The 25,697-nt window shown below is 60.1% G+C and carries 18 protein-coding genes; 13 read left to right on the forward strand and 5 right to left on the reverse strand.

Annotated features, from left to right (window positions below; translation table 11 throughout):
- Window positions 1–37: 37 nt before the first annotated feature.
- From JTY93_RS02120 to aceE, 4 genes are all read right to left on the reverse strand, one after another.
- Window positions 38–2,728 carry a putative bifunctional diguanylate cyclase/phosphodiesterase gene (locus JTY93_RS02120; protein WP_205480456.1) on the reverse strand — a complete coding sequence of 897 codons (2,691 nt, stop codon included), beginning with the start codon at window positions 2,726–2,728 and terminating at the stop codon, window positions 38–40.
- 328 nt (window positions 2,729–3,056) lie between these two features.
- Complete coding sequence (locus JTY93_RS02125) at window positions 3,057–4,262, reverse strand: ISL3 family transposase (RefSeq protein WP_205480964.1); 1,206 nt, start codon at window positions 4,260–4,262, stop codon at window positions 3,057–3,059.
- A gap of 195 nt (window positions 4,263–4,457) precedes the next feature.
- A complete protein-coding gene (aceF, locus tag JTY93_RS02130) occupies window positions 4,458–6,101 on the reverse strand; it encodes a dihydrolipoyllysine-residue acetyltransferase (protein ID WP_205476212.1) in 1,644 nt (547 codons plus the stop codon).
- A gap of 11 nt (window positions 6,102–6,112) precedes the next feature.
- Window positions 6,113–8,758 carry a pyruvate dehydrogenase (acetyl-transferring), homodimeric type gene (aceE, locus tag JTY93_RS02135; RefSeq protein ID WP_057958114.1) on the reverse strand — a complete coding sequence of 882 codons (2,646 nt, stop codon included), beginning with the start codon at window positions 8,756–8,758 and terminating at the stop codon, window positions 6,113–6,115.
- A gap of 383 nt (window positions 8,759–9,141) precedes the next feature.
- On the opposite strand from aceE, the gene glnE reads away from it, so the two are divergent.
- The 9 genes from glnE to JTY93_RS02180 all read left to right on the forward strand — a co-directional run bounded on the left by glnE (window position 9,142) and on the right by JTY93_RS02180 (window position 19,763).
- Complete coding sequence (gene glnE, locus JTY93_RS02140) at window positions 9,142–12,081, forward strand: bifunctional [glutamate--ammonia ligase]-adenylyl-L-tyrosine phosphorylase/[glutamate--ammonia-ligase] adenylyltransferase (RefSeq protein WP_205476211.1); 2,940 nt, start codon at window positions 9,142–9,144, stop codon at window positions 12,079–12,081.
- 199 nt (window positions 12,082–12,280) lie between these two features.
- Window positions 12,281–13,315 carry a lipopolysaccharide heptosyltransferase II gene (gene waaF / locus JTY93_RS02145; protein ID WP_205476210.1) on the forward strand — a complete coding sequence of 345 codons (1,035 nt, stop codon included), beginning with the start codon at window positions 12,281–12,283 and terminating at the stop codon, window positions 13,313–13,315.
- 1 nt (window position 13,316) lies between these two features.
- Entirely contained in the window at window positions 13,317–14,378 is a 1,062-nt protein-coding gene (waaC, locus tag JTY93_RS02150; RefSeq protein WP_205476209.1) for a lipopolysaccharide heptosyltransferase I, read from the forward strand.
- On the forward strand, window positions 14,378–15,499 hold the full coding sequence (locus tag JTY93_RS02155; RefSeq protein ID WP_205476208.1) for a glycosyltransferase family 4 protein: 1,122 nt from the start codon (window positions 14,378–14,380) through the stop codon (window positions 15,497–15,499). The genes waaC and JTY93_RS02155 overlap by 1 nt, the downstream gene beginning before the upstream one ends.
- Window positions 15,499–16,305 (forward strand): lipopolysaccharide core heptose(I) kinase RfaP, encoded by an 807-nt coding sequence (rfaP, locus tag JTY93_RS02160; RefSeq protein ID WP_169992148.1) that lies wholly within the window; start codon window positions 15,499–15,501, stop codon window positions 16,303–16,305. The genes JTY93_RS02155 and rfaP overlap by 1 nt, the downstream gene beginning before the upstream one ends.
- On the forward strand, window positions 16,305–17,039 hold the full coding sequence (locus tag JTY93_RS02165; protein WP_205476207.1) for a lipopolysaccharide kinase InaA family protein: 735 nt from the start codon (window positions 16,305–16,307) through the stop codon (window positions 17,037–17,039). The genes rfaP and JTY93_RS02165 overlap by 1 nt, the downstream gene beginning before the upstream one ends.
- Entirely contained in the window at window positions 17,036–17,788 is a 753-nt protein-coding gene (locus tag JTY93_RS02170) for a lipopolysaccharide kinase InaA family protein (protein WP_169992152.1), read from the forward strand. Before JTY93_RS02165 ends, JTY93_RS02170 begins: the two co-directional genes overlap by 4 nt.
- Entirely contained in the window at window positions 17,788–19,239 is a 1,452-nt protein-coding gene (locus JTY93_RS02175) for a lipopolysaccharide kinase InaA family protein (RefSeq protein WP_205476206.1), read from the forward strand. The genes JTY93_RS02170 and JTY93_RS02175 overlap by 1 nt, the downstream gene beginning before the upstream one ends.
- A 212-nt stretch (window positions 19,240–19,451) precedes the next feature.
- Entirely contained in the window at window positions 19,452–19,763 is a 312-nt protein-coding gene (locus tag JTY93_RS02180) for a hypothetical protein (RefSeq protein WP_205476205.1), read from the forward strand.
- Between the two features lie 161 nt (window positions 19,764–19,924).
- Here the strand turns inward: JTY93_RS02180 and JTY93_RS02185 are convergent, their stop codons facing one another.
- A complete protein-coding gene (locus tag JTY93_RS02185) occupies window positions 19,925–22,030 on the reverse strand; it encodes a TonB-dependent receptor family protein (protein WP_205476204.1) in 2,106 nt (701 codons plus the stop codon).
- 177 nt (window positions 22,031–22,207) lie between these two features.
- Between JTY93_RS02185 and JTY93_RS02190 the strand changes: the two genes are divergently transcribed.
- From JTY93_RS02190 to JTY93_RS02205, 4 genes are all read left to right on the forward strand, one after another.
- Window positions 22,208–22,543: a YceK/YidQ family lipoprotein gene (locus JTY93_RS02190; RefSeq protein WP_205476203.1), complete on the forward strand. Its 336-nt coding sequence runs from the start codon at window positions 22,208–22,210 to the stop codon at window positions 22,541–22,543.
- Window positions 22,540–22,881: a YceK/YidQ family lipoprotein gene (locus JTY93_RS02195; RefSeq protein WP_205518969.1), complete on the forward strand. Its 342-nt coding sequence runs from the start codon at window positions 22,540–22,542 to the stop codon at window positions 22,879–22,881. The genes JTY93_RS02190 and JTY93_RS02195 overlap by 4 nt, the downstream gene beginning before the upstream one ends.
- A gap of 150 nt (window positions 22,882–23,031) precedes the next feature.
- Window positions 23,032–24,786 (forward strand): carbamoyltransferase family protein, encoded by a 1,755-nt coding sequence (locus JTY93_RS02200; RefSeq protein ID WP_205476202.1) that lies wholly within the window; start codon window positions 23,032–23,034, stop codon window positions 24,784–24,786.
- Window positions 24,758–25,684: a glycosyltransferase family 2 protein gene (locus JTY93_RS02205; protein ID WP_205476201.1), complete on the forward strand. Its 927-nt coding sequence runs from the start codon at window positions 24,758–24,760 to the stop codon at window positions 25,682–25,684. Before JTY93_RS02200 ends, JTY93_RS02205 begins: the two co-directional genes overlap by 29 nt.
- Window positions 25,685–25,697 lie beyond the last annotated feature (13 nt).

A 25,697-nucleotide genomic window follows, 5' to 3' on the forward strand; every position in this document is an offset into this window, starting at 1 on the left:
GTTCAGACCACCAGTGTGCCCGAGTGTTACAGCGCTGTCAGGCGATTGGCCCGCGCGGATAGCGTTTGAGCTTGTCCAGCAACTCGGAGCCGGGGATTGGCCGGTCGAACAGGTAGCCCTGGCCGACGTCGCATCGATGGCGGCGCAGGAACGCCAGTTGCTCGGCGGTCTCGATGCCTTCGGCGACCACCTTGAGCTTGAGGTTGTGCGCCATGGCGATCACCGCCGAGGTGATTTCCATGTCGTCCTGGTTGTCCGGAATTTCATGGATAAAGCTGCGGTCGATCTTGATGATGTCGATGGGGAATTTCTTCAGGTAGCTCAGGGATGAGTAACCGGTGCCGAAATCATCCATGGCCAGGGTCAGGCCGAAGCTCTTCAACTGGTCCAGTTGCAGGCGCGTATCTTCGGTGGCCTCCAGCAGCAGGCCTTCGGTCAGCTCCAGCTCCAGCAGGTTGGCCGGCAGTTGTTCTTCCTTGAGGATGCTGGCGATGGAAGCCACCAGGTCCGGGTCGGAAAACTGCTTGGGCGACAGGTTGATCGCTACCTGCAGGTTGCCCATGCCGGCGGCGCTCAACTGCTTGCTCATGCGGCAGGCCTGGCGTGCGATCCATTTGCCGATGGGGATGATCAGGCCGGTCTCTTCGGCGACGCTGATGAACTGGTCGGGGCGGATCATGCCCTTTTCCGGGTGGTTCCAGCGCAGCAGCGCTTCCATGCCCAGCAGGCGCCCGCTGCGCAGGCACAGTTTGGGCTGGTAGAACACGTCCAGCTCGTTCTGGGTCAGGGCGCGGCGCAGGTTGTTTTCGACGAACAGTTTGTAACTGGCCTCGGCATTCAGGGCCTCGGTAAACACCTGCACCTGGTGCTTGCCATTGGCCTTGGCCTTGTGCAGCGCCAGGCCGGCGTTGCGCATCAGGGTCTGCGGGTCGCGGCCATGCAGCGGCGCGCAGGCCAGGCCTACAGAGCCGGTGACACTGATCAACTGGTTGTCGACGAACATCGGCTTGTCGAGGGTCATTAACAACTGGCAGGCCATTTGTTGGCCGGCTTCAAGGTCGGCGTTGTCCAGCAGTACCGCAAATTCGTTACTGGCAAAGCGCGCCAGGCTGCCGCCGGCATTGAGGCTGTTGCGCAGGCGCCGGGCCAGGCTGATCAGCAGCTTGTCGCCGGTCTGGTGGCCGAGGCTGTCATTGATCCGCTTGAAGTTGTCGATGTCCACCAGCAGCAGGCTGATGGGCGCGTCGCTGTCCCGGGCGAAGCGCTCATCGAGGTTGCGGATAAACGCCGGACGGTTGCCCAGATTGGTCAGGTTGTCGGTATAGGCCAGGCGCTCGATACGCTGCTGGGCGAGCTTGGTCTGGGTGATGTCTTCGTAGATGCCGATGTAGTGGGTCAGTTCGCGGTTGTCGCCATAGACCTTGGAAATCGACAGCTGGCCCCAGTACGGTTCGAGGTTTTTACGCCGGCTCTTGAATTCGCCCTGCCAACTATTGCTTTTGGCCAGGCTGGAGGGCGCGTCGAACAACAGTTCGCTGAGGTTTTCCAGGGCCGGCAGTTGCGCCAGGCGATGGCCGTGGACTTCTTCGGTGCTGTATTGGGTGATCGCGGTGAAGCTGGGGTTGACGTACTCCACCACGCCGTCGCAATTGACCAGCAGGAAGGCATTGGCACTTTGCTCCACCGCGCGCTGGAACAGGTGCAGGGCGCTGGTGGCGGTACGACGGTTGTGGTTGTTGATGACCTGGGCGAACTGATCGGCCAACTCGCCGGCAAAGGCGATCTCATCGGACAGCCAATCCCGAGTGCCCGTGCTTTGCTCCAGGCACAGCACGCCCACCACCTGACCATCGACACGGACACTGGCGTCGAGCATCGCGTGGATGTCCATGGGGCGCAGGCTTTCGACCATTTCCCGGGTGCGCGGGTCGCGCATCGCATTGCTGGCGTCGATGGCACGGCTGCTGTGCAGGGCTTCGAGGTAGTCCGGGAAGCCGCTGGCATCGATCGGCGCTGGCATATGGTGCTGTTGGTCGGCGCGATGAAACGCAGAGATCGGCACCAGTTGCTGGCCTTCGAGGTTCCAGATGCTGGCGCAGTCGATCTGGTAGATATCACAGGCGCTGCGGGTGATCAGTTCGGCGGCTTCTTGCAGCGAATTGGTGGTGCTGTAGCGCTGGCGGGCCAGCAGCAGGATCAGTTCCTGCTGGGCGCGCACCCGCTCCAGGTGTTGCAACTGCTCCTGTTGTGCGCGCTGGTTGAGCTCCAGGGCGATCTGCAGGCGGCTGTTCTGGTCTTCCAGGTCGGCGGCGGGCATCGGTGCCAGGTTACTGAACAAACCGTCTACCACCATCAGGTAGCCGCGCAGCAAGTGACGATTGTGTTGCTTGTAGGCCTCGCCCACCTCCAGCAGGCTCAGCGGGCCGTCGTTGGTGTGCAGGGTGTAGCGCACCAAGTAATGGGGGCTGGCGGTCAGTTGTTGCTGGATCGCATCATGCAACTGGTAACGTGCCTGGGGTTCCATCAGGCTGGCATAGGGCGAGCCGATCAGCGAGCACAGCTCTACCGCGGGCAAGCCGAATTGGCGTTCACAATTGGGATCGAGGTACAGCAGCGCCCAGCTAGCCTCATTAAGCCGTTCGAAACGCAGCATACCGAGGCGCGAAGGCACCGGTAATTGCGTCACTACCTCGGCCGCCGTTCGGGCGACATCGGGTTGGCTTTTCATGGGGAAACTCGCTTGGAAAAATGCGCATCGCGCCGGGCTATCGCCCTCGTTACTGCTGTCTGCGGCAAGGTTGCATCATGCAGAGCGGACTGACAAGAGAGGATGAAGGCTAAGTGCTATATGTGGGTTATCGGCCGCAGAGCGGTTTTCTACAGTCGCAATGATGGACGGTTATCCTCCATGCCTTTTGTAGGAGCGAGCTTGCTCGCGAAAATCGTTAACGATAACGCGCCTGACCTGAATGAGTGTGGCGTCCTCGAGTTTTTCGCGAGCAAGCTCGCTCCTGCAGAAGGGGCACGGGCAATTCAAACAGGCAAAAAAAGGTTCTTCACGGATTACCGGGAAAGACGCTCTTGATCTTCATGAAAAAGAATTCGCTGTCCCGGTAGCCGTACGCCATGCGCTTGATGACCTTTATTCGGTTGTTTATTCCTTCCAACTGCCCCGTGTGCATCGGCCAGCGAACTCGGCTTATGACGCCTCTCCAGTAGTTTTTCAGCCTTTTGGCGAACTGGATCAGAGCAGGTATCTCGCTTTCATGGGCGTGACGCAACCATTGCTTCCAGGCCGATCTCCAGTCCCAGGCAGTACTCGGCGACCACAGCGTTTTGAGTTCAGCCTTCATCAAGTAGACCGTCATCAACGATTGATTGGCCGCCAGCAAATCATGCAAGTGAACCTGCTGCTCCGGCTTTTTCAGGTTCTCCGGGTTGCGTAGCAACAGCCATCGCGCTTGTTTGATGACCTTTCGAGCGGGCTTGTCATGACGTAGCCGGTTAGCTTCATCGACACGGACTCGATCAATCACCTCTCGGCCATATTTGGCCACCACGTGGAACAGGTCATAGATCACTCGCGCTTTTGGACAATGTTGGCGAACTTCCAGATCAAAGGCCGTGTTCATGTCCATCGCCACCGCTTCGATTCGAGCACAACCCTCTGGCCCCAGTTCTTCGAAAAAGGGTCTGACCGCCGCCCGGCTGCGGCCTTCGCCGATCCACAGCACCCGCCGCGTATCCGCATCCAGCACCACACTCGCGTAACGATGACCTTTGAACAGCGCGAACTCATCCATCACCAGACGTCGCGGTTGCGCCTTCGGCAGGGCACTTAATGCCGCTTGCAAGGCTCGACGCTCTAGCAACCGAACGGTGTCCCAATGCAGTCCGAACATCTGCGCCACGTGTAGCGTGGGAAGACGCTCACAGGCTTGAATGACCGCCTCTGCCAGACGCCGCGTCATGCGGGCATAGCGATCCAACCAACTGACAGCTTCCATGCGTTTGCCACAGTCGCGACAACCAACGCGCCGGAGCAAAACGTTCAGGCGAACTGCGTGACCGAGAATGGGCAAATCGCGAATGACTCGCTTGCAATACTCATGCGTGGCTGAACAGGGTTTCTGGCACACGCCACAGGACGGGAATCGGTTGGCGTTGGGTGTCAGATCGATCTGGAGGTCGTCACCATCAGGCTTGATCGTGACGATAGAAAAGCCCTCCCAAAAGGGAAGGAAAGTATTAATATCGCGCATAAGAACGCCGGTTTGTTAGATGTGTTTGCTCGCACGAACATCATCAATCAAATCGGCGTTCTTGTTTCTGTGTTTCCCGGGATTCCGTGAAGAACCCAAAAAAAGCCCCGCCAAATTGGCGGGGTTGAGGTACGAGCGTGGCGCTCGGAAATCGTTGCAGCCAGCCTCCCCGTTGAAAGGGGAGGCCGCTGCGGCTTACAGCAGGATGGTGCGGATATCGTTCAGCAACTGGCTCAGGCGCTGGGTGAAGCGTGCAGCGGCCGCGCCATTGATCACACGGTGATCGTAGGACAGCGACAGCGGCAGCATCAGCTTCGGCTGGAAGGCCTTACCGTCCCACACAGGCTGGATGGTGGCCTTGGAAACACCGAGGATCGCCACTTCCGGCGCGTTGACGATTGGCGTGAAGCCAGTGCCGCCAATGTGCCCGAGGCTGGAGATGGTGAAGCAGGCGCCTTGCATGTCGTCCGGAGTCAGCTTCTTGTCGCGGGCCTTGGCCGCCAGTGCAGCCGCTTCGCCAGCAAGTTGCAGCAGGCTCTTCTGGTCGACGTTCTTGATGACCGGTACCAGCAGGCCATCCGGGGTGTCGACCGCAAAGCCGATGTGCACGTACTTCTTGCGGATGATCGCTTTGCCGCTCGGTGCCAGCGAACTGTTGAAGTCCGGCAGTTCCTTGAGCAGGTGCGCGCAGGCCTTGAGCAGCAGTGGCAGTACGGTCAGTTTCACGCCGGCCTTTTCGGCCACGGTTTTCTGCGCAACGCGGAAAGCTTCCAGGTCGGTGATGTCGGCCTGGTCGAACTGAGTCACGTGCGGAATGTTCAGCCAGCTGGCGTGCAGACCGGCTGCGCCGATTTGCATCAGGCGCGTCATCGGCACTTCTTCGATTTCGCCGAAGCGGCTGAAGTCCACGGTGCGGATCGGCGGAATGCCCGAACCACCGGTAGCAGCGCCGGCAGCCGGAGCTTCCTTGGCTTTTTGCATCATGGATTTGACGTAGACCTGCACGTCTTCCTTGAGCACGCGACCGTGTGGGCCGGTAGGGCTGACAGCGCTCAGCTCGACACCGAATTCACGGGCCAGTTGACGCACGGCAGGGCCGGCGTGAGCCTTGGCGCCACTTGGCGCAGGGGCAGCAGCCGGGGCCGGGGCAGCTTCGGCTTTTGCCGCAGGAGCCGGAGCGGCGGCAGGTGCAGCTTCAGCCTTGGCGGCAGGAGCAGCAGCGGCTGGCGCTGGGGCCGCAGCCGGGGCAGCGCCTTGTACTTTCAGCTTGAGGATGAAGTCGCCAGTGCCGACTTCGTCTTCCAGCTTGACCGCGATGCTTTCCACTACGCCGGCAGCCGGCGATGGGATTTCCATGGAGGCCTTGTCGGACTCCAGGGTGATCAGCGACTGGTCGGCTTCGACGGTGTCGCCGACTTTGACCAGCAGTTCGATGATCTTGGCTTTGCCCGACGAACCGATGTCCGGGACGTGAATGTCCTGGACAGTCGCTGCCGCCGGTGCAGCAGCCGGGGCCGCTGGGGCCTCGGCAGCAGCAGCTGGCTTTTCAGCCGGCGCAGGGGCAGCAGCTGCAGCAGGCGCCGCCGCCGGTGCCGCGTCAGCGGCACCTTCGATTTCCAGTTCCAGCAGTTCGTCGCCTTCTTTCAGGCGGTCGCCCAGCTTCACTTTCAGGCTCTTGACCACGCCGGCCTTGGGAGCAGGGATTTCCATGCTCGCCTTGTCCGATTCCAGGGTCAGGATGCTCTGGTCGGCTTCGACTTTGTCGCCGACCTTCACAAACAGTTCAATTACTTCACCTTCACCGCTGCCGATGTCAGGTACGCGAATGAGTTCGCTCACAGATAGTTTCCTCAGCAGTCCAGTGGGTTGCGTTTTTCCGGGTTGATCCCGAACTTGACGATGGCATCAGCCACCACCTTGGGTTCGATCTCACCACGGTCAGCCAAGGCTTCCAGGGCTGCCAACACCACGAAGTGACGATCGACTTCGAAGAAGTGACGCAGCTTCTTGCGGCTGTCACTGCGGCCGAAACCGTCGGTGCCCAAAACTTTGAATTCCTTGGACGGGACCCACTGGCGAATTTGTTCAGCAAACAGCTTCATGTAGTCGGTAGAGGCGATAACCGGACCCTTACGGCCAGCCAGGCACTCTTCGACGTAGCTCAGCGCAGGCTTCTGGCCTGGGTGCAGACGGTTGCTGCGTTCCACGGCCAGGCCGTCGCGACGCAGTTCGTTGAAGCTGGTAACGCTCCACACGTCAGCGCCGACGTTGAACTCTTCACGCAGGATCTTCGCCGCTTCACGCACTTCGCGCAGGATGGTGCCGGAGCCCATCAGTTGGACGTGGTGGGCCGCTTCCTTGGTGTCTTCTTCGAGCAGGTACATGCCCTTGATGATGCCCTCTTCAACACCGGCCGGCATGGCAGGTTGCTGGTAGGACTCGTTCATCACGGTGATGTAGTAGAAAACGTCCTGCTGCTCTTCGGTCATCTTCTTCATGCCGTCCTGGATGATCACCGCCAGCTCGTAGCCGTAGGTTGGATCAAAGGTGCGGCAGTTCGGGATGGTGGCAGCCAGGATGTGGCTGTGACCGTCTTCGTGTTGCAGGCCTTCGCCGTTGAGCGTGGTACGGCCGGCAGTACCGCCGATCAGGAAGCCACGGGTACGGCTGTCGCCTGCTGCCCAAGCCAGGTCGCCAATGCGCTGGAAGCCGAACATCGAGTAGAAGATGTAGAACGGCAGCATCGGCTGGTTGTGGCTGGAGTACGAAGTACCGGCAGCGATGAAGGAGCTCATGGCGCCCGCTTCGTTGATACCTTCTTCGAGGATCTGGCCCTTCTTGTCTTCCTTGTAGAACATCACCTGGTCTTTATCGACTGGCTCGTAGAGCTGGCCGACGGAGGAGTAGATGCCCAACTGACGGAACATGCCTTCCATACCGAAGGTACGGGCTTCGTCCGGGATGATCGGGACGATGCGCGGGCCGATTTCCTTGTCCTTGACCAGCTGCGCGAGGATCCGTACGAAGGCCATGGTGGTGGAGATTTCACGGTCGCCCGAACCATCAAGGATTGCCTTGAGGGTGCTGAGGTCCGGTGTCGGTACGCTAAAGCTCTGGGCGCGGCGCTGTGGCACGAAACCACCCAGGGCAGTGCGACGCTCGCTGAGGTAGCGGGCTTCGGCGCTGTTCGGCTCTGGCTTGAAGAACGGCAGGTTCTCCAGCTCTTCATCCTTGACCGGGATGTCGAAGCGGTCACGGAACAACTTCAGGCTGTCGACGTCGACTTTCTTGGTGTTGTGCGCAGTGTTCTTCGCTTCGCCGGCACCGGTGCCATAACCCTTGATGGTCTTGGCCAGGATGACGGTAGGTTGTTCTTTGTGGTTGACCGCTTCGTGGTACGCCGCGTAGACCTTGTACGGGTCGTGGCCGCCACGGTTGAGTTTCCAGATCTCGTCGTCGGACAGGTCGGCAACCATCGCCTTGAGTTCAGGCGTGTTGAAGAAGTGTTCACGTACGAACGCGCCGTCTTTGGCCTTGTAGTTCTGGTACTCGCCGTCGATGACTTCGTCCATGCGACGTTGCAGGATACCGTCGACGTCCTTGGCCAGCAGTGGGTCCCAGAAACGGCCCCAGATGACTTTGGTCACGTTCCATTGAGCACCGCGGAATACGCCTTCGAGTTCCTGGATGATCTTGCCGTTGCCGCGAACCGGGCCGTCGAGGCGCTGCAGGTTGCAGTTGATGACGAAGATCAGGTTGTCCAGCTTCTCGCGGCCGGCCAGGGAGATGGCGCCCAGGGATTCCGGCTCGTCGCACTCGCCGTCGCCCAGGAAGCACCAGACTTTCTGCTTGCCTTCGGGGATGAAGCCACGGGCTTCCAGGTACTTCATGAAACGGGCCTGGTAAATCGCCTGGATCGGGCCCAGACCCATGGAAACGGTCGGGAACTGCCAGAAGTCAGGCATCAGCCAAGGGTGCGGGTACGACGACAGGCCGCCACCGTCGACTTCCTGGCGGAAGTTGTTCATCTGGTCTTCGGTAATGCGACCTTCCATGAACGCACGGGCGTAGACGCCTGGCGAGGTGTGGCCCTGGAAGTAGATCAGGTCGCCGCCGTGTTCTTCGGTCGGGGCCTGGAAGAAGTAGTTGAAGCCGATGTCATACAGGGTTGCGCTGGAAGCGAAGCTGGAGATGTGACCGCCCAGGTCAGAATCTTTCAAGTTCGTGCGCATAACCATCGCCATCGCGTTCCAGCGTACCAGCGAGCGAATGCGGCGTTCCATGAACAGGTCGCCAGGCATGCGTGCTTCGTGGGTAACGGGGATGGTGTTGCGGTATGGCGTGGTGATGGCGTAGGGCAGTTGCGAGCCGCTGCGGGTCGCGAGTTCGCCCATACGGGTCATCAGGTAATGCGCACGGTCTTCGCCTTCTTTGTCGAGAACCGATTCCAGGGCGTCCAGCCATTCCTGGGTTTCGACGGGATCGAGGTCTTGCATGGCTTGCTCCAGGGCGGAAAGGCTACCAGAATCGGTTGCCTGAAGTTTGCGACTGGCCTTGTGGGCAGACGACATAAATTCTTGGATGGCCGAAGGTTGCTTCGGCGTCCTGTAGTTTTACTACAAATCGTCGGCCATTTCAGCCTTTCGAATGTATATACGAGTAGTAAAACTACACAAGACTGAGCGTATGGCTCGGTCTGGCTGGTGAGCATAATCGTTATTGTTGATCTTTTGCGAACAAGAAAAGGTAGAAGTTTAATGTTGCCTGCCAAAATTAATGAGTTTTCAGCTATTTCTAACTTTTGTTCGACAGTCCTTCATCGAGCGTGGTTCTTGCGTTCACAGCCACAAGCCATTTACACGCCGATCAAGGATAGACCATGAGCCTTCCAATGCTGGTTGAACTCCCTGCCGTTCTGTTGCCGTTTGCCAGCCGGGCCGAGCAGTCATTTCGTGACGCAGCGGCCATGCTGGATGCCGATCATGGCCTGTCCGCGTGGACGCCGCAACGTTGGGCCGACTTCGCCCGTGTCTGCGCCGCCAGTGATTTTGTGATTGAACAGAGTGTTCGTGACCCTTTGATGTTGCTGGAACTGGTGGCCTGGGGCGAACTGGATCGTGGCTTTGCACCCGATGAGCTGTGTGGGCAGATTGCCGCAGCGGTGCAGCAGGCTGAAACAGAAGATGAGCTGGGCCGCGTGCTGCGTCGCCAGCGCACTCGCCAGCAGGTGCGGATTATCTGGCGCGACCTGACCCGACAGGCGGACCTGGTGCAGACCTGCCGCGACCTGTCGGACATGGCCGACGCCAGCATCGATCAGGCTTACCAGTGGCTGTACCAGCGCCATTGCGCGCAATTCGGCACCCCCACCGGCGGGCGCAGCGGCGAGCCGCAGCAGATGGTCATCCTCGGCATGGGCAAGCTGGGCGCGGTGGAGTTGAACCTCTCGTCGGACATCGACCTGATCTTCGCCTACCCCGAGGGCGGCGAGACCGTGGGGGCCAAGCGCGCCCTGGACAACCAGGAATTCTTTATCCGCCTGGGCCAAAAGCTGATCAAGGCCCTGGACCCGATGACCGTCGATGGCTTTGTGTTCCGCGTCGATATGCGCCTGCGGCCTTATGGTTCCGCCGGGGCGCTGGTGCTGAGTTTCAATGCATTGGAGCAGTACTACCAGGACCAGGGGCGCGACTGGGAACGCTACGCGATGATCAAGGCGCGGGTGGTGGCCGGTGACCAGGTGGCGGGTGCGCAATTGCTCGACCTGCTGCGCCCGTTCGTCTACCGGCGCTACCTGGATTTTTCCGCGATCGAAGCGCTGCGCACCATGAAGCAGTTGATCCAGCAGGAAGTGCGGCGCAAGGGCATGGCCGACAATATCAAGCTGGGTGCGGGCGGCATCCGCGAGGTGGAGTTCATTGCCCAGGCATTCCAGCTGATTCACGGCGGGCGCGACCTCAGCCTGCAACAACGGCCATTGTTGAAGGTGCTGGGCACCCTGGAAGGCCAGGGCTACCTGCCGCCGGCGGTGATTACCGAGTTGCGCAGCGGCTATGAATTCCTGCGTTACACCGAACATGCGATCCAGGCCATCGCCGACCGCCAGACACAAATGTTGCCCAACAGCGATGAAGACCAGGCGCGCATCGCGTTCATGATGGGCTTTGCCGACTGGTCCGCGTTCCATGAGCAATTGATGTACTGGCGTGGCCGGGTGGACTGGCATTTCCGTCAGGTGATTGCCGATCCGGACGAAGAGGAGGGCGTAGAAAGCGAATTGGTGGTCGGCGGCGAGTGGTTGCCGCTGTGGGAAGAATCCCAAAATGAAGAGGCGGCCTGTCGCCAATTGGCCGAAGGTGGCTTTGCCGACGCGCCCAAGGCCCTCAAGGCCCTGGCCAGCCTGCGCGGCAGCCCCCAGTTGCGGGCGATGCAACGCCTGGGGCGTGAGCGTCTGGACGCGTTTATCCCGCGCTTGTTGGCCCAGGCGGTCGAACACGCCAACCCGGACCTGGTGCTGGAGCGCGTACTGCCGCTGGTGGAAGCGGTGGCGCGGCGTTCCGCTTATCTGGTGCTGTTGACCGAAAACCCTGACGCCCTGCGTCGGCTGTTGACCCTGTGCGCCGCCAGCCCGTGGATTGCCGAGCAGATCACCCGCTTCCCGCTGTTGCTGGACGAGTTGCTCAACGAAGGCCGGTTGTTCAAGCCGCCCTTGGCGCCGGAGTTGGCCGCCGAATTGCGTGAGCGCCTCACACGCATCCCCGAGGATGACCTTGAGCAGCAGATGGAAGCCCTGCGCCACTTCAAGCTGGCCCACCGCCTGCGGGTCGCCGCGTCGGAAATCGCCGGCAGCCTGCCGCTGATGAAGGTCAGCGACTACCTGACCTGGCTTGCCGAGGCGATTCTTGAGCAGGTGCTGGCCCTGGCCTGGCGCCAGACCGTTGCCCGCCACGGCACGCCGCAGCGGCTGGACGGCACCTTGTGCGATCCCGGATTCATTATTGTCGGCTATGGCAAGGTCGGCGGCATCGAGCTGGGGCACGGCTCGGACCTCGACCTGGTGTTTATCCATGACGGTGACCCGCAGGCCGAAACCGACGGCGCCAAGCCCATCGATGGCGCGCAGTTCTTTACCCGCCTCGGCCAGCGGATTATTCACCTGTTGACCACCCAGACCAACTCCGGGCAATTGTACGAAGTGGATATGCGCCTGCGACCTTCTGGCGCATCCGGGCTGCTGGTCAGCTCCCTGGGGGCCTTTGCCCGTTATCAGGAAAACGAGGCCTGGACCTGGGAGCACCAGGCCCTGGTGCGGGCGCGGGTATTGGTCGGCAGCCAGGACGTGGGCCGCGCGTTTGAAGGCGTGCGGGCGCGGGTGTTGGGGCGCACGCAGGACCTGGCGAAGCTGCGCCAGGAGGTCAGCGAGATGCGCGCCAAGATGCGCGACAACCTGGGCACCAAGTCGACCGGGGCCGGCACGGCGACGAATGCCTTCGAGCCCACGGCGGTGTTCGATCTCAAGCAGGACGCCGGAGGTATCGTCGATATTGAATTTATGGTGCAATACGCCGCTTTGGCGTGGTCTGCGCAACATCCGTCGTTGCTACGCTACACCGACAATATCCGTATCCTGGAAGGCCTGGAGCAGGTCGGGCTGATGCCCGCCGCCGATGCCCACTTGCTGCGCGAGGTGTATAAGGCCTACCGCTCGGCGGCCCATCGCCAAGCCTTGCAGAATGAGGCGGGGGTGGTTGCCGGGGATCAGTTTGCCGACGAACGGCGGCAGGTGAAACGGATCTGGCAAGAACTGGGGTTAAGCTAAAACACTACAGCGACCCCAATTGAATGTGGAAACCGGCTTTAGGTGGGAGCGGGCTTGCCCGCGATGCAGGCGCTGCGGTCTGGCGTGACAGCACGCGGTGATGCTATCGCGGGCAAGCCCGCTCCTACACAAACCGTGACCTACAGTAATTATCGAGGCGGGGAGGCATGAGCCTCCCCGAATCGTTTGTGGAAACTACATGAATATTCTGATCGTTGGGCCCAGTTGGGTCGGTGACATGGTGATGGCGCAGACACTGTTCCAGTGCCTGAAACAGCGTCATCCCGACTGCCAAATCGACGTGCTCGCCCCTGAGTGGAGCCGGCCGATCCTGGAGCGCATGCCTGAAGTCCGGCAGGCCTTGAGCTTCCCGCTCGGCCATGGCGCGCTGGAACTGGCGACCCGGCGGCGGATCGGCAAGTCCCTGGCCGGCCAGTACGACCAGGCGATCCTGCTACCCAACTCGATGAAGTCGGCGCTGGTGCCATTCTTTGCCGGCATCCCCAAGCGTAGCGGCTGGCGCGGCGAGTTCCGCTACGGCTTGCTCAATGATGTGCGTAAGCTCGACAAGGCCCGCTACCCGCTGATGATCGAGCGTTTCATGGCCCTGGCCTACGCGCCCGATGCCGAGTTGCCGACGCCGTATCCACGGCCAAGCCTGCAAATCGATCCGGTCACCCGCGACGGGGCCCTGGCCAAGTTCGGCCTGACCCTCGATCGACCGGTGCTGGCGCTGTGCCCGGGCGCCGAATTTGGCGAATCCAAGCGCTGGCCGTCGGAGCATTACGCCAAGGTCGCCGAACTGAAAATCCGCGAGGGCTGGCAAGTCTGGCTGTTTGGCTCGAAAAACGATCACTCGGTGGGTGAAGACATCCGCCAACGCCTGATCCCCGGCCTGCGCGAAGAGGCGGTCAATCTCAGTGGCGATACGTCGCTGGCCGAGGCCATCGACCTGCTGTCCTGCGCCGATTCGGTGGTATCCAACGACTCCGGCCTGATGCATGTTGCCGCCGCGCTGAACCGCCCGCTGGTGGCGGTGTACGGCTCCACATCGCCAGGCTTTACCCCGCCATTGGCCGACAAGGTCGAAGTGGTGCGCCTGGGTCTGGATTGCAGCCCGTGTTTTGACCGCACCTGCCGTTTCGGCCACTACAATTGCCTGCGCCAGTTGCTGCCCGATTCGGTAGCCGAGGCCTTGCAGCGGTTGCAGGGCAACGTGGTCGAGGTTCATTGAGTTGCGGGTACTGGTAATCAAGACCTCATCCCTGGGCGATGTGATCCACGCCTTGCCGGCATTGACCGACGCGGCCCGGGCGATTCCGGGGATTCGCTTCGACTGGGTGGTGGAAGAGGGCTTCGCCGAAATCCCCACTTGGCATCCGGCGGTGGACAAGGTGATCCCCGTGGCGATTCGCCGCTGGCGCAAGAACCTCTGGCAGACCTTCAAGAGTGGCGAATGGCGCCGCTTCAAGAAGCAGATCCAATCGACCCAATACGACCTGGTGATCGACGCCCAGGGCCTGCTGAAAAGCGCCTGGCTGACCCGCTATGTGCGGGCGCCGGTGGCGGGCTTTGACAAAAATTCAGCTCGCGAACCCATCGCTGCGCGTTTCTACTCCCGTCGGCTGGCGGTTGCCCGTGGCCAGCATGCGGTTGAGCGCCTGCGCCAGCTGTTCGCCGTGGCCCTGGGCTATGACCTGCCCAAGGGCCTGGGGGATTACGGCCTGAGTACCGAAAAACTGCTGGGCCTGCCGCCGAAGAAACCGTTCGTGCTAATGCTGCACGGCACCACCTGGGACACCAAGCACTGGCCCGAAGCCTACTGGCGCGACCTGGCCGAACGCATGGGCAGTCTGGGGGTGGATGTGAAGTTGCCGTGGGGCAATGCTGCCGAAAAAGCCCGCGCCGAACGCCTGGCCCAAGGCCTGGCCAATGCCGAAGTCCTGCCCAAGCTGAACCTGGCGGGCGTGGCGCGGGTACTGGCCGGCGCCAGGGCCTGTGTGGCCGTGGATACCGGCCTCGGGCACCTGGCCGCCGCGCTGGATGTGCCGACGATCTCTCTGTTCGGCCCGACCAACCCGGGCCTGACCGGTGCGTATGGCAAGGCGCAGATCCATTTGGGCAGCGATTTCTCCTGCGCGCCGTGCCTGCAAAAGAAATGCACCTACCAACCGACCGCTGAAGACCAGCGCCGGTTTGATCTCAAGCGCGAGTGGCCGCTGTGCTTTACTCGCCTGAACCCTGAGCGTGTGGCCAGCCGACTGAGCACGTTGTTATTGGCTGAGGAGCTGCACTGATGCAACTGGCATTTGTTCTGTACAAATATTTCCCCTTTGGTGGCTTGCAGCGCGACTTCATGCGCATCGCCCTGGAGTGCCAGCAGCGCGGCCACCAGATTCGCGTCTACACCCTGATCTGGGAAGGTGACGTGCCCCCCGGTTTTGAAGTGCTGGTGGCGCCGGTCAAGGCGTTCTTCAATCATCGGCGCAACGAAAAATTGACCGCCTGGATGCAGGCCGACCTGGCCAAGCGCCCGGTGGACCGCTTGATCGGCTTCAACAAAATGCCTGGCCTGGATGTGTACTACGCGGCAGACGGCTGTTTTGAAGACAAGGCGCAGAACCTGCGTCACTCGCTGTACCGCAGTTTTGGTCGCTACCGGCATTTTTCCGAGTACGAGCGCGCGGTGTTTGCCAAGGACGCCAAGACTGAAGTCCTGATGATCTCCGAGGTCCAGCAACCGCTGTTTATCAAGCATTACGATACGCCGCTGGCGCGCTTCCACCTGCTGCCACCGGGTATCGCCCAGGACCGTCGGGCGCCGCCGAATGCGGCCGAGATCCGCGCCGGCTTCCGCGCCGAATTCAACCTTGCGGACGACGACTTGCTGCTGGTGCAGATCGGTTCGGGCTTCAAGACCAAGGGCGTGGACCGCAGCCTCAAGGCGCTGGCGGCACTGCCGTCAGACCGGAAAAAGCGCACCCGTCTGTTTGTAATTGGCCAGGACGACCCCAAAGTATTCCAATTGCAGAGTGCTACCTTGGGGCTGGGCGATAATGTGCAGTTCCTCAAGGGGCGCAGTGATATCCCGCGTTTCCTGCTGGGCGCCGACCTGTTGATTCACCCGGCGTACAACGAAAACACCGGGACCGTACTGCTCGAAGCCCTGGTGGCCGGGTTGCCGGTATTGGTCACGGCGGTGTGTGGGTATGCCCATTACATCAGCGAGGCCGATTGCGGCCGTGTACTGGACGAACCTTTCGAGCAGGCCCAGCTCAACCACTATCTGGCTGGGATGCTCAGCGATCAGCAGCAACGTGCGGCCTGGAGCCGCAATGGTCTGGCCTTCGCCGAGACGGCCGACCTCTATAGCATGCCGCAGCACGCTGCGGATGTAATTCTGGCGGAGCAACACTGATGAAGTTGATTCTTGCCGAACCGTTCAAGAGCCTTTGGGCCGGACGCGATGCGTTCACCGAAGTCGAGCTGTTGAACGGCGAGGTTTACCGTGAACTGGAAGCCCGTCGCACCTTGCGCACCGAGGTGGATGGGCGCGGCTACTTTGTGAAAATCCACCGTGGCATCGGCTGGGGTGAGATCTTCAAGAATTTGCTCACCGCCAAATTGCCGGTGCTGGGTGCCGGGCAGGAGTGGCAGGCAATCCAGCGTCTGCACGAAGTGGGCGTACCGACCATGACCGCCGTGGCTTACGGCGAACGCGGGGCCAACCCGGCCGACCAGCATTCCTTTATTGTCACCGAGGAACTGGCGCCGACCATCAGCCTGGAAGACTTGAGCATGGATTGGCTCAAGCAGCCGCCCGAGCCACGCCTCAAGCGCGCGCTGATTGCCGAAGTGGCCCGTATGACTGGGATGATGCATCGCGCTGGCGTCAATCATCGTGACTGCTACATCTGTCATTTCCTGCTGCACACCGACAAGCCGGTGACCGCCGATGACTTCAAACTCTCGGTGATCGACCTGCACCGCGCCCAGGTGCGGCCACGCATCAGCCAGCGCTGGCGCAACAAGGACCTGGCAGCCCTGTATTTCTCGATCCTGGATATCGGCCTGACCCGCCGCGACAAGTTGCGCTTCCTCAAAGGCTACTTCCAGCAGCCCCTGCGCCAGATCCTGGCCGAGGAAGGCGCGTTGCTGCAGTGGCTGGAGCGCAAGGCCGGCAAGCTCTATGACCGCAAAGTCCGGTACGGAGGTGCACTCTGATGGCGGGTTGGAACCTGGAACCTGCTTACTCGGAGCTTGTGGACGATTTTGGTAGCCTCGACGCAGTGTTTGCCCTGCAAGGCGAGCGGCTGACCCGTGATCCGCTGTCCGAAGTGATTCGCGTGGAGCGCGGCGGGGTCAACTATTACGTCAAGCGCTACACCGGCGCCGGCAAAGGCTTGCGCCGGTACCTGGGCAAGCCACGGGTCAAGTCCGAGTGGCAGAACCTCAAGCGCTTCGCCAAGTGGGGCATCCCTACAGCCGAAGTCGTAGCCTGGGGCCTGGAGCGCAAGGGCCTGGCCTATGATCGTGGGGCGATGATCACCCGCGAGTTGCCGCGCACCGAAGACCTGGCGGCCCTGGCTGAACGCAAGGACCCGCAATTGTCCGACCCTGTGTGGGTCGACAAGGTCAGTCGCCAGCTCGCCGAATACACCCGGACCATGCACGACCACCGCTTTACCCATAACGATTTGAAGTGGCGCAACCTGTTGATCGACGACCAGCAGACCCTGTACCTGATCGACTGCCCCAACGGCGACTTCTGGCGCGGGTTCTGGCTCAAGTACCGGATCACCAAGGACTTGGCGTGCCTGGACAAGGTTGCCAAATACCACTTGTCGGCCACCCAGCGCCTACGTTTCTACATGCAATATCGTCGGCGCAAGCATCTGGGGGTTTCGGATAAACAGCGGATCCGCCATGTGCTGAAGTTTTTCGAGGGGCGCGAATGAATGACTTCCTGGCAACTGAAGACCGGGCCTTGCTGGAGCGCAATGGCCTGGCTGACTTTGACGCCCTGTGGGCCAGGCAACTGGACGCGGTGGACGAGCCCAATACCAGTCGCGGTGGGTGGAGCAGCGTGTTTCGCCTGGAGCTGGAGGGTCGCGGTTTTTACCTCAAGCGCCAGAGCAACTACCTGACGCGCACTCTGCATCGGCCGTTTGGCGAGCCGACCTTTGCCCGTGAGTTTCGCAATATCAGCCGCTATCGGCAGAAGGCGATCCCGGCTTTGCAGGCCGCGTTTTATGGTGAGCGCAAAGTTGCGGGCGAATATCGCGCCTTGCTGCTGACCCGCGCGCTGGATGGCTGGAATGACCTGGATTCGCTGCTGGAGCAGTGGCCTGCCCTGAGCGATGCCCAGCACCATGCGATCCTCGTGGCCTGCGGTCAACTGGCGCGCAAGCTCCATGGCGTTGGCCAGGTGCATGGCTGTTTTTACCCCAAGCATATCTTCCTGCAGGCCACCGGCGACGGTTATGCGGCGCAGTTGATCGACCTGGAGAAAACCCGGCCGCTGTTGCTGGGTCGGCGTGATCGGGTCAAAGACCTTGAGCCGTTGCTGCGTCGTGCCGGGGCCTGGACAGCAGAGCAAGTTCGGCAATTTTTGGCGGCTTACCTCGACCAGCCGGTGGACAGCTCGCTGGTGGATACCTGGGCAAGTTACCTGGCTGGGCGGCGCAGTCATAAGGAGGCCCGCTGATGCGCTTGTCTGAACTCAAAAATGCCGGGCGCACGCCTGCGCTGCCCTTGAGTATTGAGTTGGCGGATGCCGCTGGCCCGGGGCAATTGCAGCTGTTGAGCCTGTTGCGGGTGTTGCCGGGCCAGCGTTATGTGGGCGCGGCGATCTGGCGCGGCCGGCCGGTGCTGGCCAAGTTGCTGGTGGGTGGCAGCGCCGCCCGGCATTTCCAGCGTGAACTCCAGGGCGCGCGCCTGCTGGCCGAACAAGGCCTGAGCACCCCGCTGTTGCTCGCCGATGGCCTGCAAGACGGCGAGGGCGGCTGGTTACTGTTCGAGTTCCTGGAAGGGGCCCGGAGCCTGGCCGATGACTGGACGGCAGTCGAAGCCTTGCCGCCATTGGCCGATGAGCAACAAGAGGTTCTGGCGCAAGCGCTGGGTGCAATTGCACAGATGCACACCAAGGGCCTGTGGCAGGAAGATCTGCACCTGGACAACCTGATGCGTCAGGGCGACAAGCTGTATTTGATCGATGGGGGTGGAGTCTGCGTCGAACAGGCGGGCAAACCCCTGTCACGCAACCGGGTACTGGAAAACCTCGGGGTATTTTTTGCCCAGTTACCGAGCAACCTCGAGCCGTTTACCGAAGAGTTGTTGGTGTACTACCTGTTAAGCAATGGCGAACACGCGTTGCCCCTCGAAGCCCTGCAAAAGCAGGTGCACAAAGTGCGGGCCTGGCGCTTGAAAGACTTCCTGGGCAAGGTCGGCCGCGAGTGCACCTTGTTCAGCGTCGTGCGCGGGGCCTTTGGGCTGCGGGCGATCCGCCGGGAAGAAGAGGCGACCCTGCTGCCGGTACTGGCAAGCGTCGATGAGCTTATCGACCAGGGCCAGCTGTACAAGGGTGGCGCCTCGGCCACGGTGGCCAGGGTGGATGTCGCCGGGCGGCCGTTGGTGGTCAAGCGCTACAACATCAAGGGGTTTGTGCACTGGCTCAAGCGCTTCTGGCGGCCAAGCCGCGCCTGGCACGCCTGGTGCGAAGGCAATCGCCTGACCTTCCTGGGCATCGCCACGCCCAAGCCCCTGGCAATCCTGGAGCGGCGCTTTTTCTGGCTGCGCAGCCGGGCATATCTGGTCACCGAGCACTTGGCCGGGCCAGACCTGATTGAGCATCTGGCCCCTTATGTAGAAAACGGCGAGGTACCCGAGCTTGAGCTGGTGGCCCTGGAGCGCTTGTTTGGCGAACTGATTCGCGAGCGGATCAGTCATGGCGACTTCAAGGGGCGCAACCTGTTCTGGCAGGGGGGGCGTTGGGTGCTGATTGATCTGGATTCGATGTGCCAGCATGGGGGCCTGACTAGCTTTGCTGCGGCCTACGCCAAGGATCGGGCACGATTTCTGCGCAATTGGCCTGAGAGTAGCGCGCTTTACCAAGTGATTGATCAGCGGCTGCCCAAGTTGAGCGAGTTGGTTAGGTGATCTGCGTTAGGTCGTCATAAGTCGTAGTGATTTCTTCAGGGTTGGGAAGTCGTAATGTTTTCTATGGGTAGGGGCGCGACTTAATATTTTGATTAAGTCGTGCTCTGGACATTGCTCATTGGGGTTAATAGGTTGTCTCGACGCTTGATGGGAATATCTTATATAGATAGATTTCATTGAGTGATCGAAATGTTAATCCCAGGAGTATGCAGATGACTTCGATTACAGGCTTTAATCCATTTTCTTTTTACAGTGATCTAGCTGGTAAAAATAAACCAATAGACCCGGTGAATCCACCAAGCCCAATAGACAAGGTGCAGTCGGGTCTGCGCAATCCTACAGATACAACCGCTGGCGATGACGCCGAATTTTTCAACGCCGATACCCAGGAATGGCAGCCAACCGCTTCTGATGGCAAAAATGGTGGTGGTTATGTGAACTTTGGCTCTCCCTATCGAGAGCCTATAGATCATGAGTTGGTTTATGGGCAGGATGGGGGGTGGCAATTAAAGGTTCATAAATAAATGCCTGAAAGGTTGAGTGGGTCTTTTTATCTATAGTTATTTATTGCGCTTGTTGGTTGGTTGTTTTTTAGGAAGTAGAAGTTTGGAAGTTTGACTGTAGGAAGTGTCTTTTTAATGTGAGAGCCAATGGGTAACGTAAGTTGCCCATTGGTTTGTATCGTTTAAAAGCTGTATTGGGCTCCTGCACCCGCATACCAGGACCTGCCCGGGGCGGCTTCGTAATAACGGTCGTTGCCGTCGCCGACAATCACAGAGCCGACGTATTGGCGATCCAGCAGGTTGTCCAGGCGTAAGGTCTGGTGAAAGGTCCAGTGTTCGACCTTCTGCTCAAACCGCGCACGCCAGTTGAACACGCTGTAACCCGGAGCAGCATGCTTCTGGTTGGTGTCTTCCACATAGATCTTGCTGCGGTACATACCTTCGACGGCGGTGCTGATCCAGTCCCGTGGCTTCCAGTTCAGCTCGGCGAACAGTGTGGTCTGCGGGACTCCGGGCAGGTAGTTGCCCTTGTCCACGGTTTTGCCGTTGTTAGTGAAGTCACTGTCATAGGTGGCTTGCAGGCGGGTGTAGGCGAGGTTGGCGCTCCACTGTTCGCTTAGTTGGCTTTCCATACCCAGTTCGAAGCCGCGGCGTAGGGTGCGGCCTGCGTTTTGGTAAGTGCTGCGCCCGCCACTGGATTGCTGTACTACCAGTTCATCGTCTGTGGTTATCTGGAACAGTGCTGCATTTACCCGGGTGTCTTGCCCAATCCGTGCTTTCAGGCCGACCTCATACTGTGTGCTGACTGAAGGTTTGAGCGAGAAATTGAAGCCGTTTGCCGTGCTGGAGTATGCCGACTCTGCCTGGGTTGGTGTTTCGAAGCCTTTCCCTGCACTTACGTAAGCGTGCAGGTCCGGAGTGAAGGCGTACATTGCGCTAATTGAAGGTGTGTTTTTTTGGTAGGTCTTGCTGCCACTGTCGTTGCCGTCATTGCTACTGACAAAGTGATCGTCTACGTCCATTTTCATCGTGCTGTGGCGTAGTCCTGCTTGCAAGGTCCAGTCGCCCAAGAGCCAGTTTGCCTGGATGAATGGGTCTACGCTCGTGGCGGTATCGATTTCGTCACGGCCCAAGGCGCCTTTTACGCCGTGTTCACCATTGACAGTGTTGGAGTAACCCTGGCGGTCATCCTCGCTACGGTCGTAGTCCACGCCCGTGATAAGAGTCAGTTCTCCGGGGGCGCTTTCGATAGGTTGCAGCCAATGGACCGAACCTCCGTAGAATTTGCGATCAAAAGCTACCACTCCTCCGCGAGCATTGGCGGGATTGGGGTTTCCATTGGCGAACTTGTCAGGTATCGACAGGTACTGAATCACACTCCGCCGCCCGGTATACGCATTGACCTGCAAAGTCGCATCGCCAATATACCGTTCGTAATTCATCCCCAACTGCTGGTGATCAATGCTCTTGCGCGTGTTGTACGCCAGGGCGTTGCTGCTGACCGAGCGCGGATCAGCCTTGTAGCCGGCCCATGTTTGCCCCAGTGGATCCTGGGTGCCGTTCTGTTCCAGGCTGCTGTAGATCAGGGCCAGCTTGCTGTCGTCATCGGGCTCGACGTTGAGCTTGGCGAAGGTCTGGTCGCGGCGGGCGCTGCTGTGGTCGCGGTAGCCGTCGGTGTCCATGCGCGAGGCGTCGAGGACAAAACCGGCGCCCTGCACCGCGCCTTCGGCGCTGAGGTGGTTTTTGTTCAGGCCGTCGCTGCCGACCAGGGTTTCGGCGCCGATACGGGGCGGGCCTTCGCCGTTGCGCGAGAACATCTGGATCACCCCGCCGGCGTTGCTGCCATACAGGGTGGCGGCTGGGCCGCGCAGTACTTCGATGCGGTCGGCGGTGTCCAGGTTGAACGTTGCCGCCTGGCCCTGGCCGTCCGGGGTGCTGGCGGGGATGCCATCGGCAATCAGCTTGATCCCGCGCACGCCAAACGCCGAGCGCGCGCCAAAACCCCGGGAAGAAATCTGCAAGTCCTGGGCGTAGTTCTGGCGGTTCTGCACCACCAGTCCTGGCACACGGGACAGGGCCTCCGAGGCGTTGATGCCCAACTGGCCGTCGCTGATCTGCTCACGGCTGATGCTGTCCACCGAGTAGGGCAGGTCAAAGCTGGGGCTGGCGCTGCGCGAGCCGGTTACCACGCTGGGATCGAGGATCAGCGGCGAGTCGTCGCCCAGAGCGGTGTTGCACAAGGCAAACAGGCCTGGCAGCAGCAGGGTGAAACGGGCGTGATTGATCATGGGCAAGCCTGTGTTCGTGGCACGCAGAGGGGGCTGCGTGCGAAAAAGGGCGCGAGTTTAACGACTCAGCCAGGTTTTGCCATTTCAGAGTTTTCTTACGTTGCCTATCGGCGTGTCTGATCTGGGGTGCTGCCAGGGGCAATGTTAGCGTGGCGCACAGCCAGGAGAAGACGCGTGATGAACATGAAAGTGACAACTGCCTTGAGTGTGATGTCTCTGATGTTGAGCGGTTGCGGAACAGTCAACACGGTCTTGCGTGATGATCTTGCGGCAACCCGTGAGCTACGCAAGCAAAAAACCTATTGCCAATCCATTCCTCGGGTCTACAGCGGTGTAGCCTTCGATTTCTGCCTGCTCAATGCTCAGCCGGATTTTACCGGTGTACTGGTGCCGGCGGTGTTGGTGGACATTGTGGCGTCAGGTGCCGTCGACACGATTTTGCTGCCTTACACTATTTACCGGCAAAGTACTTATGGCAACATTGGCATTTACTGGCAGGCGAGGCGTTCATGAGTCGTACATCCAAAGTCCTGTTGCTCGCTTGCCTGCTGGTTGCGGGCGGTTGCAGCACGGTCAATACGGTCTTTCGTCCGGACGCAGTTGCCAGCCAGAACCTCAAGGCGCTGCGCAGCAACTGTGAAAATGTGCCACGTATCTACAGTGGTGTGATCTCTGGTTTTTGTTCGCTCAACGGCGAGCCCAATGGCAGCAGGAGCATGAATGACCAAGCCATCAACGATATTCCTTCTGTCGCTGTCGATTTCATGGCCTCCGGTGTTCTCGATACATTGATGTTGCCGTATACGGTCTATCGTCAGCACCGTGATGGCAGTATCGAGATCTTCCGCTGATGCCGCTTGTTTCTCCCTGCCATTTGCCGCTAGAGGCGTTTTGCCGCTTTTAAGCTATAATCCCGCCCTTTAGCTTTTCTCGCCGAGGCGAGGAGCACACATTTTTCAGGCGTCAGCGCCTGCATGCAGACTAAAAGAGGCTAGACCCCAGTGGCATTGACGATTCTTGGCCTGTCCGGCGCCCTTAGCCATGATCCTTCCGCAGCGTTGTATATCGACGGCAAGCTGATCGCGGCCGCCGAAGAAGAGCGCTTCGTACGCGATAAACATGCAAAGAACCGCATGCCCTACGAATCGGCGAAGTTCTGTCTGGAACAAGCCGGCATCAAGCCTTCTGACGTTGATGTGGTGGCGATCCCGTTTGCCCCGATCAGCTTGTTCGGCGAGGCCCGCTGGCACTACGCCAAGCGCTACTGGTACGCCCCGGACCGCGCCCTCGACGCGATCCTGATGGGCAACCGTCGCTACAAACGCTACCGCAACAAGATTGTCTGGTGCCTGGAACAGCTGGGTTTTGATCCGAAGAAGATCAAGATCGAACCGGTTGAGCACCACTTGGCCCACGCTTCCAGCGCCTATCACTGCTCGGGCTTCCAGGAGAAGACCGCGATCCTGGGGATCGACGGTAAGGGCGAGTACGCCACGACCTTCTTTGGCTATGGCGAGAACGGCAAGATCCACAAGATCAAGGAATTCTACGATCCGGACTCCCTCGGCGGCCTGTACGGCGCGATTACTGAGTTCCTCGGTTTCGAGATGCTTGATGGCGAGTTCAAGGTCATGGGCATGGCGCCGTATGGCGATGCCAGCAAGTATGACTTTTCGCGCCTGGCCTCCTTTGAAAACGGCGAGCTGGTGATCAACACCGACTACGCCAACGTCATTGGCCTGCGTCGTTATAAAGAGAAGGGCAAGGGTTTCTACTTTTCGCCAAAACTGATCGAGTGGCTGGGTCCCAAGCGCGAAGGCGACATCGCCGACGAGCCGTACATTCACTACGCAGCCAGCATGCAGGCCCTGTTCGAGAAGCTGGCCTTGCAGATGATCGACCATTATCTGGGCGATATCCTCAAGGAAACCGGCAAGCTGGCCTTCGCCGGCGGCTGTGCGCTGAACGTTAAATTGAACCAGAAGATCATTGCCCGCGACGACGTCAAGGAGCTGTTCGTGCAGCCAGCGTCCGGCGATGCCGGCACCGCGGTAGGTGCGGCGGCCTATGTGTCCCATGCCCGTGGCGTACCGGTAGAGAAGATGGAACACGTCTATCTCGGCCCGTCCTACAGTAACGAAGAAGTGATTGCCGCGTGCGCCAAGCACCCGAGCAAGCCTAAGTGGCGCCAGATCGAGGACATGCCCAAGCGCATCGCCCAGATCATGGTCGACGGCAACCCGGTGGCCTGGTTCCAGGGGCGCATGGAGTTCGGTCCGCGTGCCTTGGGCGGACGTTCGATCATCGGTTGCCCGAGCGCCGTGGGTGTGGCTGACCGGATCAACCACCAGATCAAGTTCCGCGAGCGCTGGAGGCCTTTCTGCCCGTCGATGCTCGACACCGTGGCCCCGCAGATGATCAAGGTCGATCACCCGGCCCCGTTCATGACCTTTACCTTTGAAGTGTCGGAAGAATGGAAAACCCGCGTGCCGGAAGTGGTCCATGAAGATGGTACCTCCCGCGCCCAGGTGCTCAAGCGCGAGTACAACCCGCGCTACTACGACATGATGAAAGAGCTGGAAGTGCTGACCGGCAACGGTGTGTCCCTGAACACCTCGCTCAACCGCCGTGGCGAAGCGATGATTTGCTCGCCAACCGACGCGTTGAACATGTTCTTCGGCTCCGACCTGCAGTACCTGATCATGGAGGACATCCTGGTGGTCAAAGATGGTGTGGAAGGGCAAGTCATTGACTGAGAGGCGGATTGGCGTCGTCATTCCCACCTATAACTACGCACACACGTTGGGACGCGCGGTTGAATCGGTGCTGGCACAGCTCGATGAGGCGAATGCACAGTTACTGGTGATTGATGATGGCTCGACCGATGAGACGCCGCAGGTGCTGGCAGCGATGATGGAAAAGTACCCGGGGCGTTTTCGGGCATTGCGCAAACCCAATGGAGGTGCGGCCTCGGCCCGCAACCTGGGGCTTGAAGAGTCTGCGGGCGAGTACCTGATGTTCTTGGATGCCGATGATGAAATGGCGCCAGGCGCACTGCTTTCGGTAGCTCAGCATATTGCCGCACATCCGGAGAGTCGTTTGATCGTCGGCGGCCACTGGTCTGTGTTCGGGGATGGCAAGCGCCGCTTGCATATGGTCAAGCAGCTTCCAGCCAGCGCCTATCTGCGGGTGCGTGGTTACTTGCTGGACAAGACGATAGCGCTTTCCAATGGTGCTTGCGCGATGCATAAAGATATTTTTAGCGTGGGCAACTATCCGGAGAGTTTGCGTAATGCTGAAGATATTCCTGTATTTGCTCAGGCCTTGGCGCGTTTTTCATGCAGTGTCATAGACCAGCCTCTGGTGCTGATCTACAAGCATGCGGACAGCTTGCGCCATGACATCAATCACAGTGTCGCGGCAGGCGTGAGCCTGGTGGACGAGGTGTTTTCGCCAGTGCGCATGCCGGCAGAGCTGCAAGGCTTGCGCAGTGCGTTTCTCGCGCAGCGCTGCCTGTCTTTGTTTCGCAATTGCTTCAGTGCTGGGGAATACGCGCTTGCCAAGCAGTTTTACTGCCAGGCGGTACGTACAGACTGGCGTGCTCTGACGCGCTGGTCGTACACACGCAAGGCACTTCAGCTGATGTTCAAGTAAGCGTTTTATAGCC

This window comes from Pseudomonas hygromyciniae, from assembly GCF_016925675.1.
Lineage (GTDB): Bacteria > Pseudomonadota > Gammaproteobacteria > Pseudomonadales > Pseudomonadaceae > Aquipseudomonas > Aquipseudomonas hygromyciniae.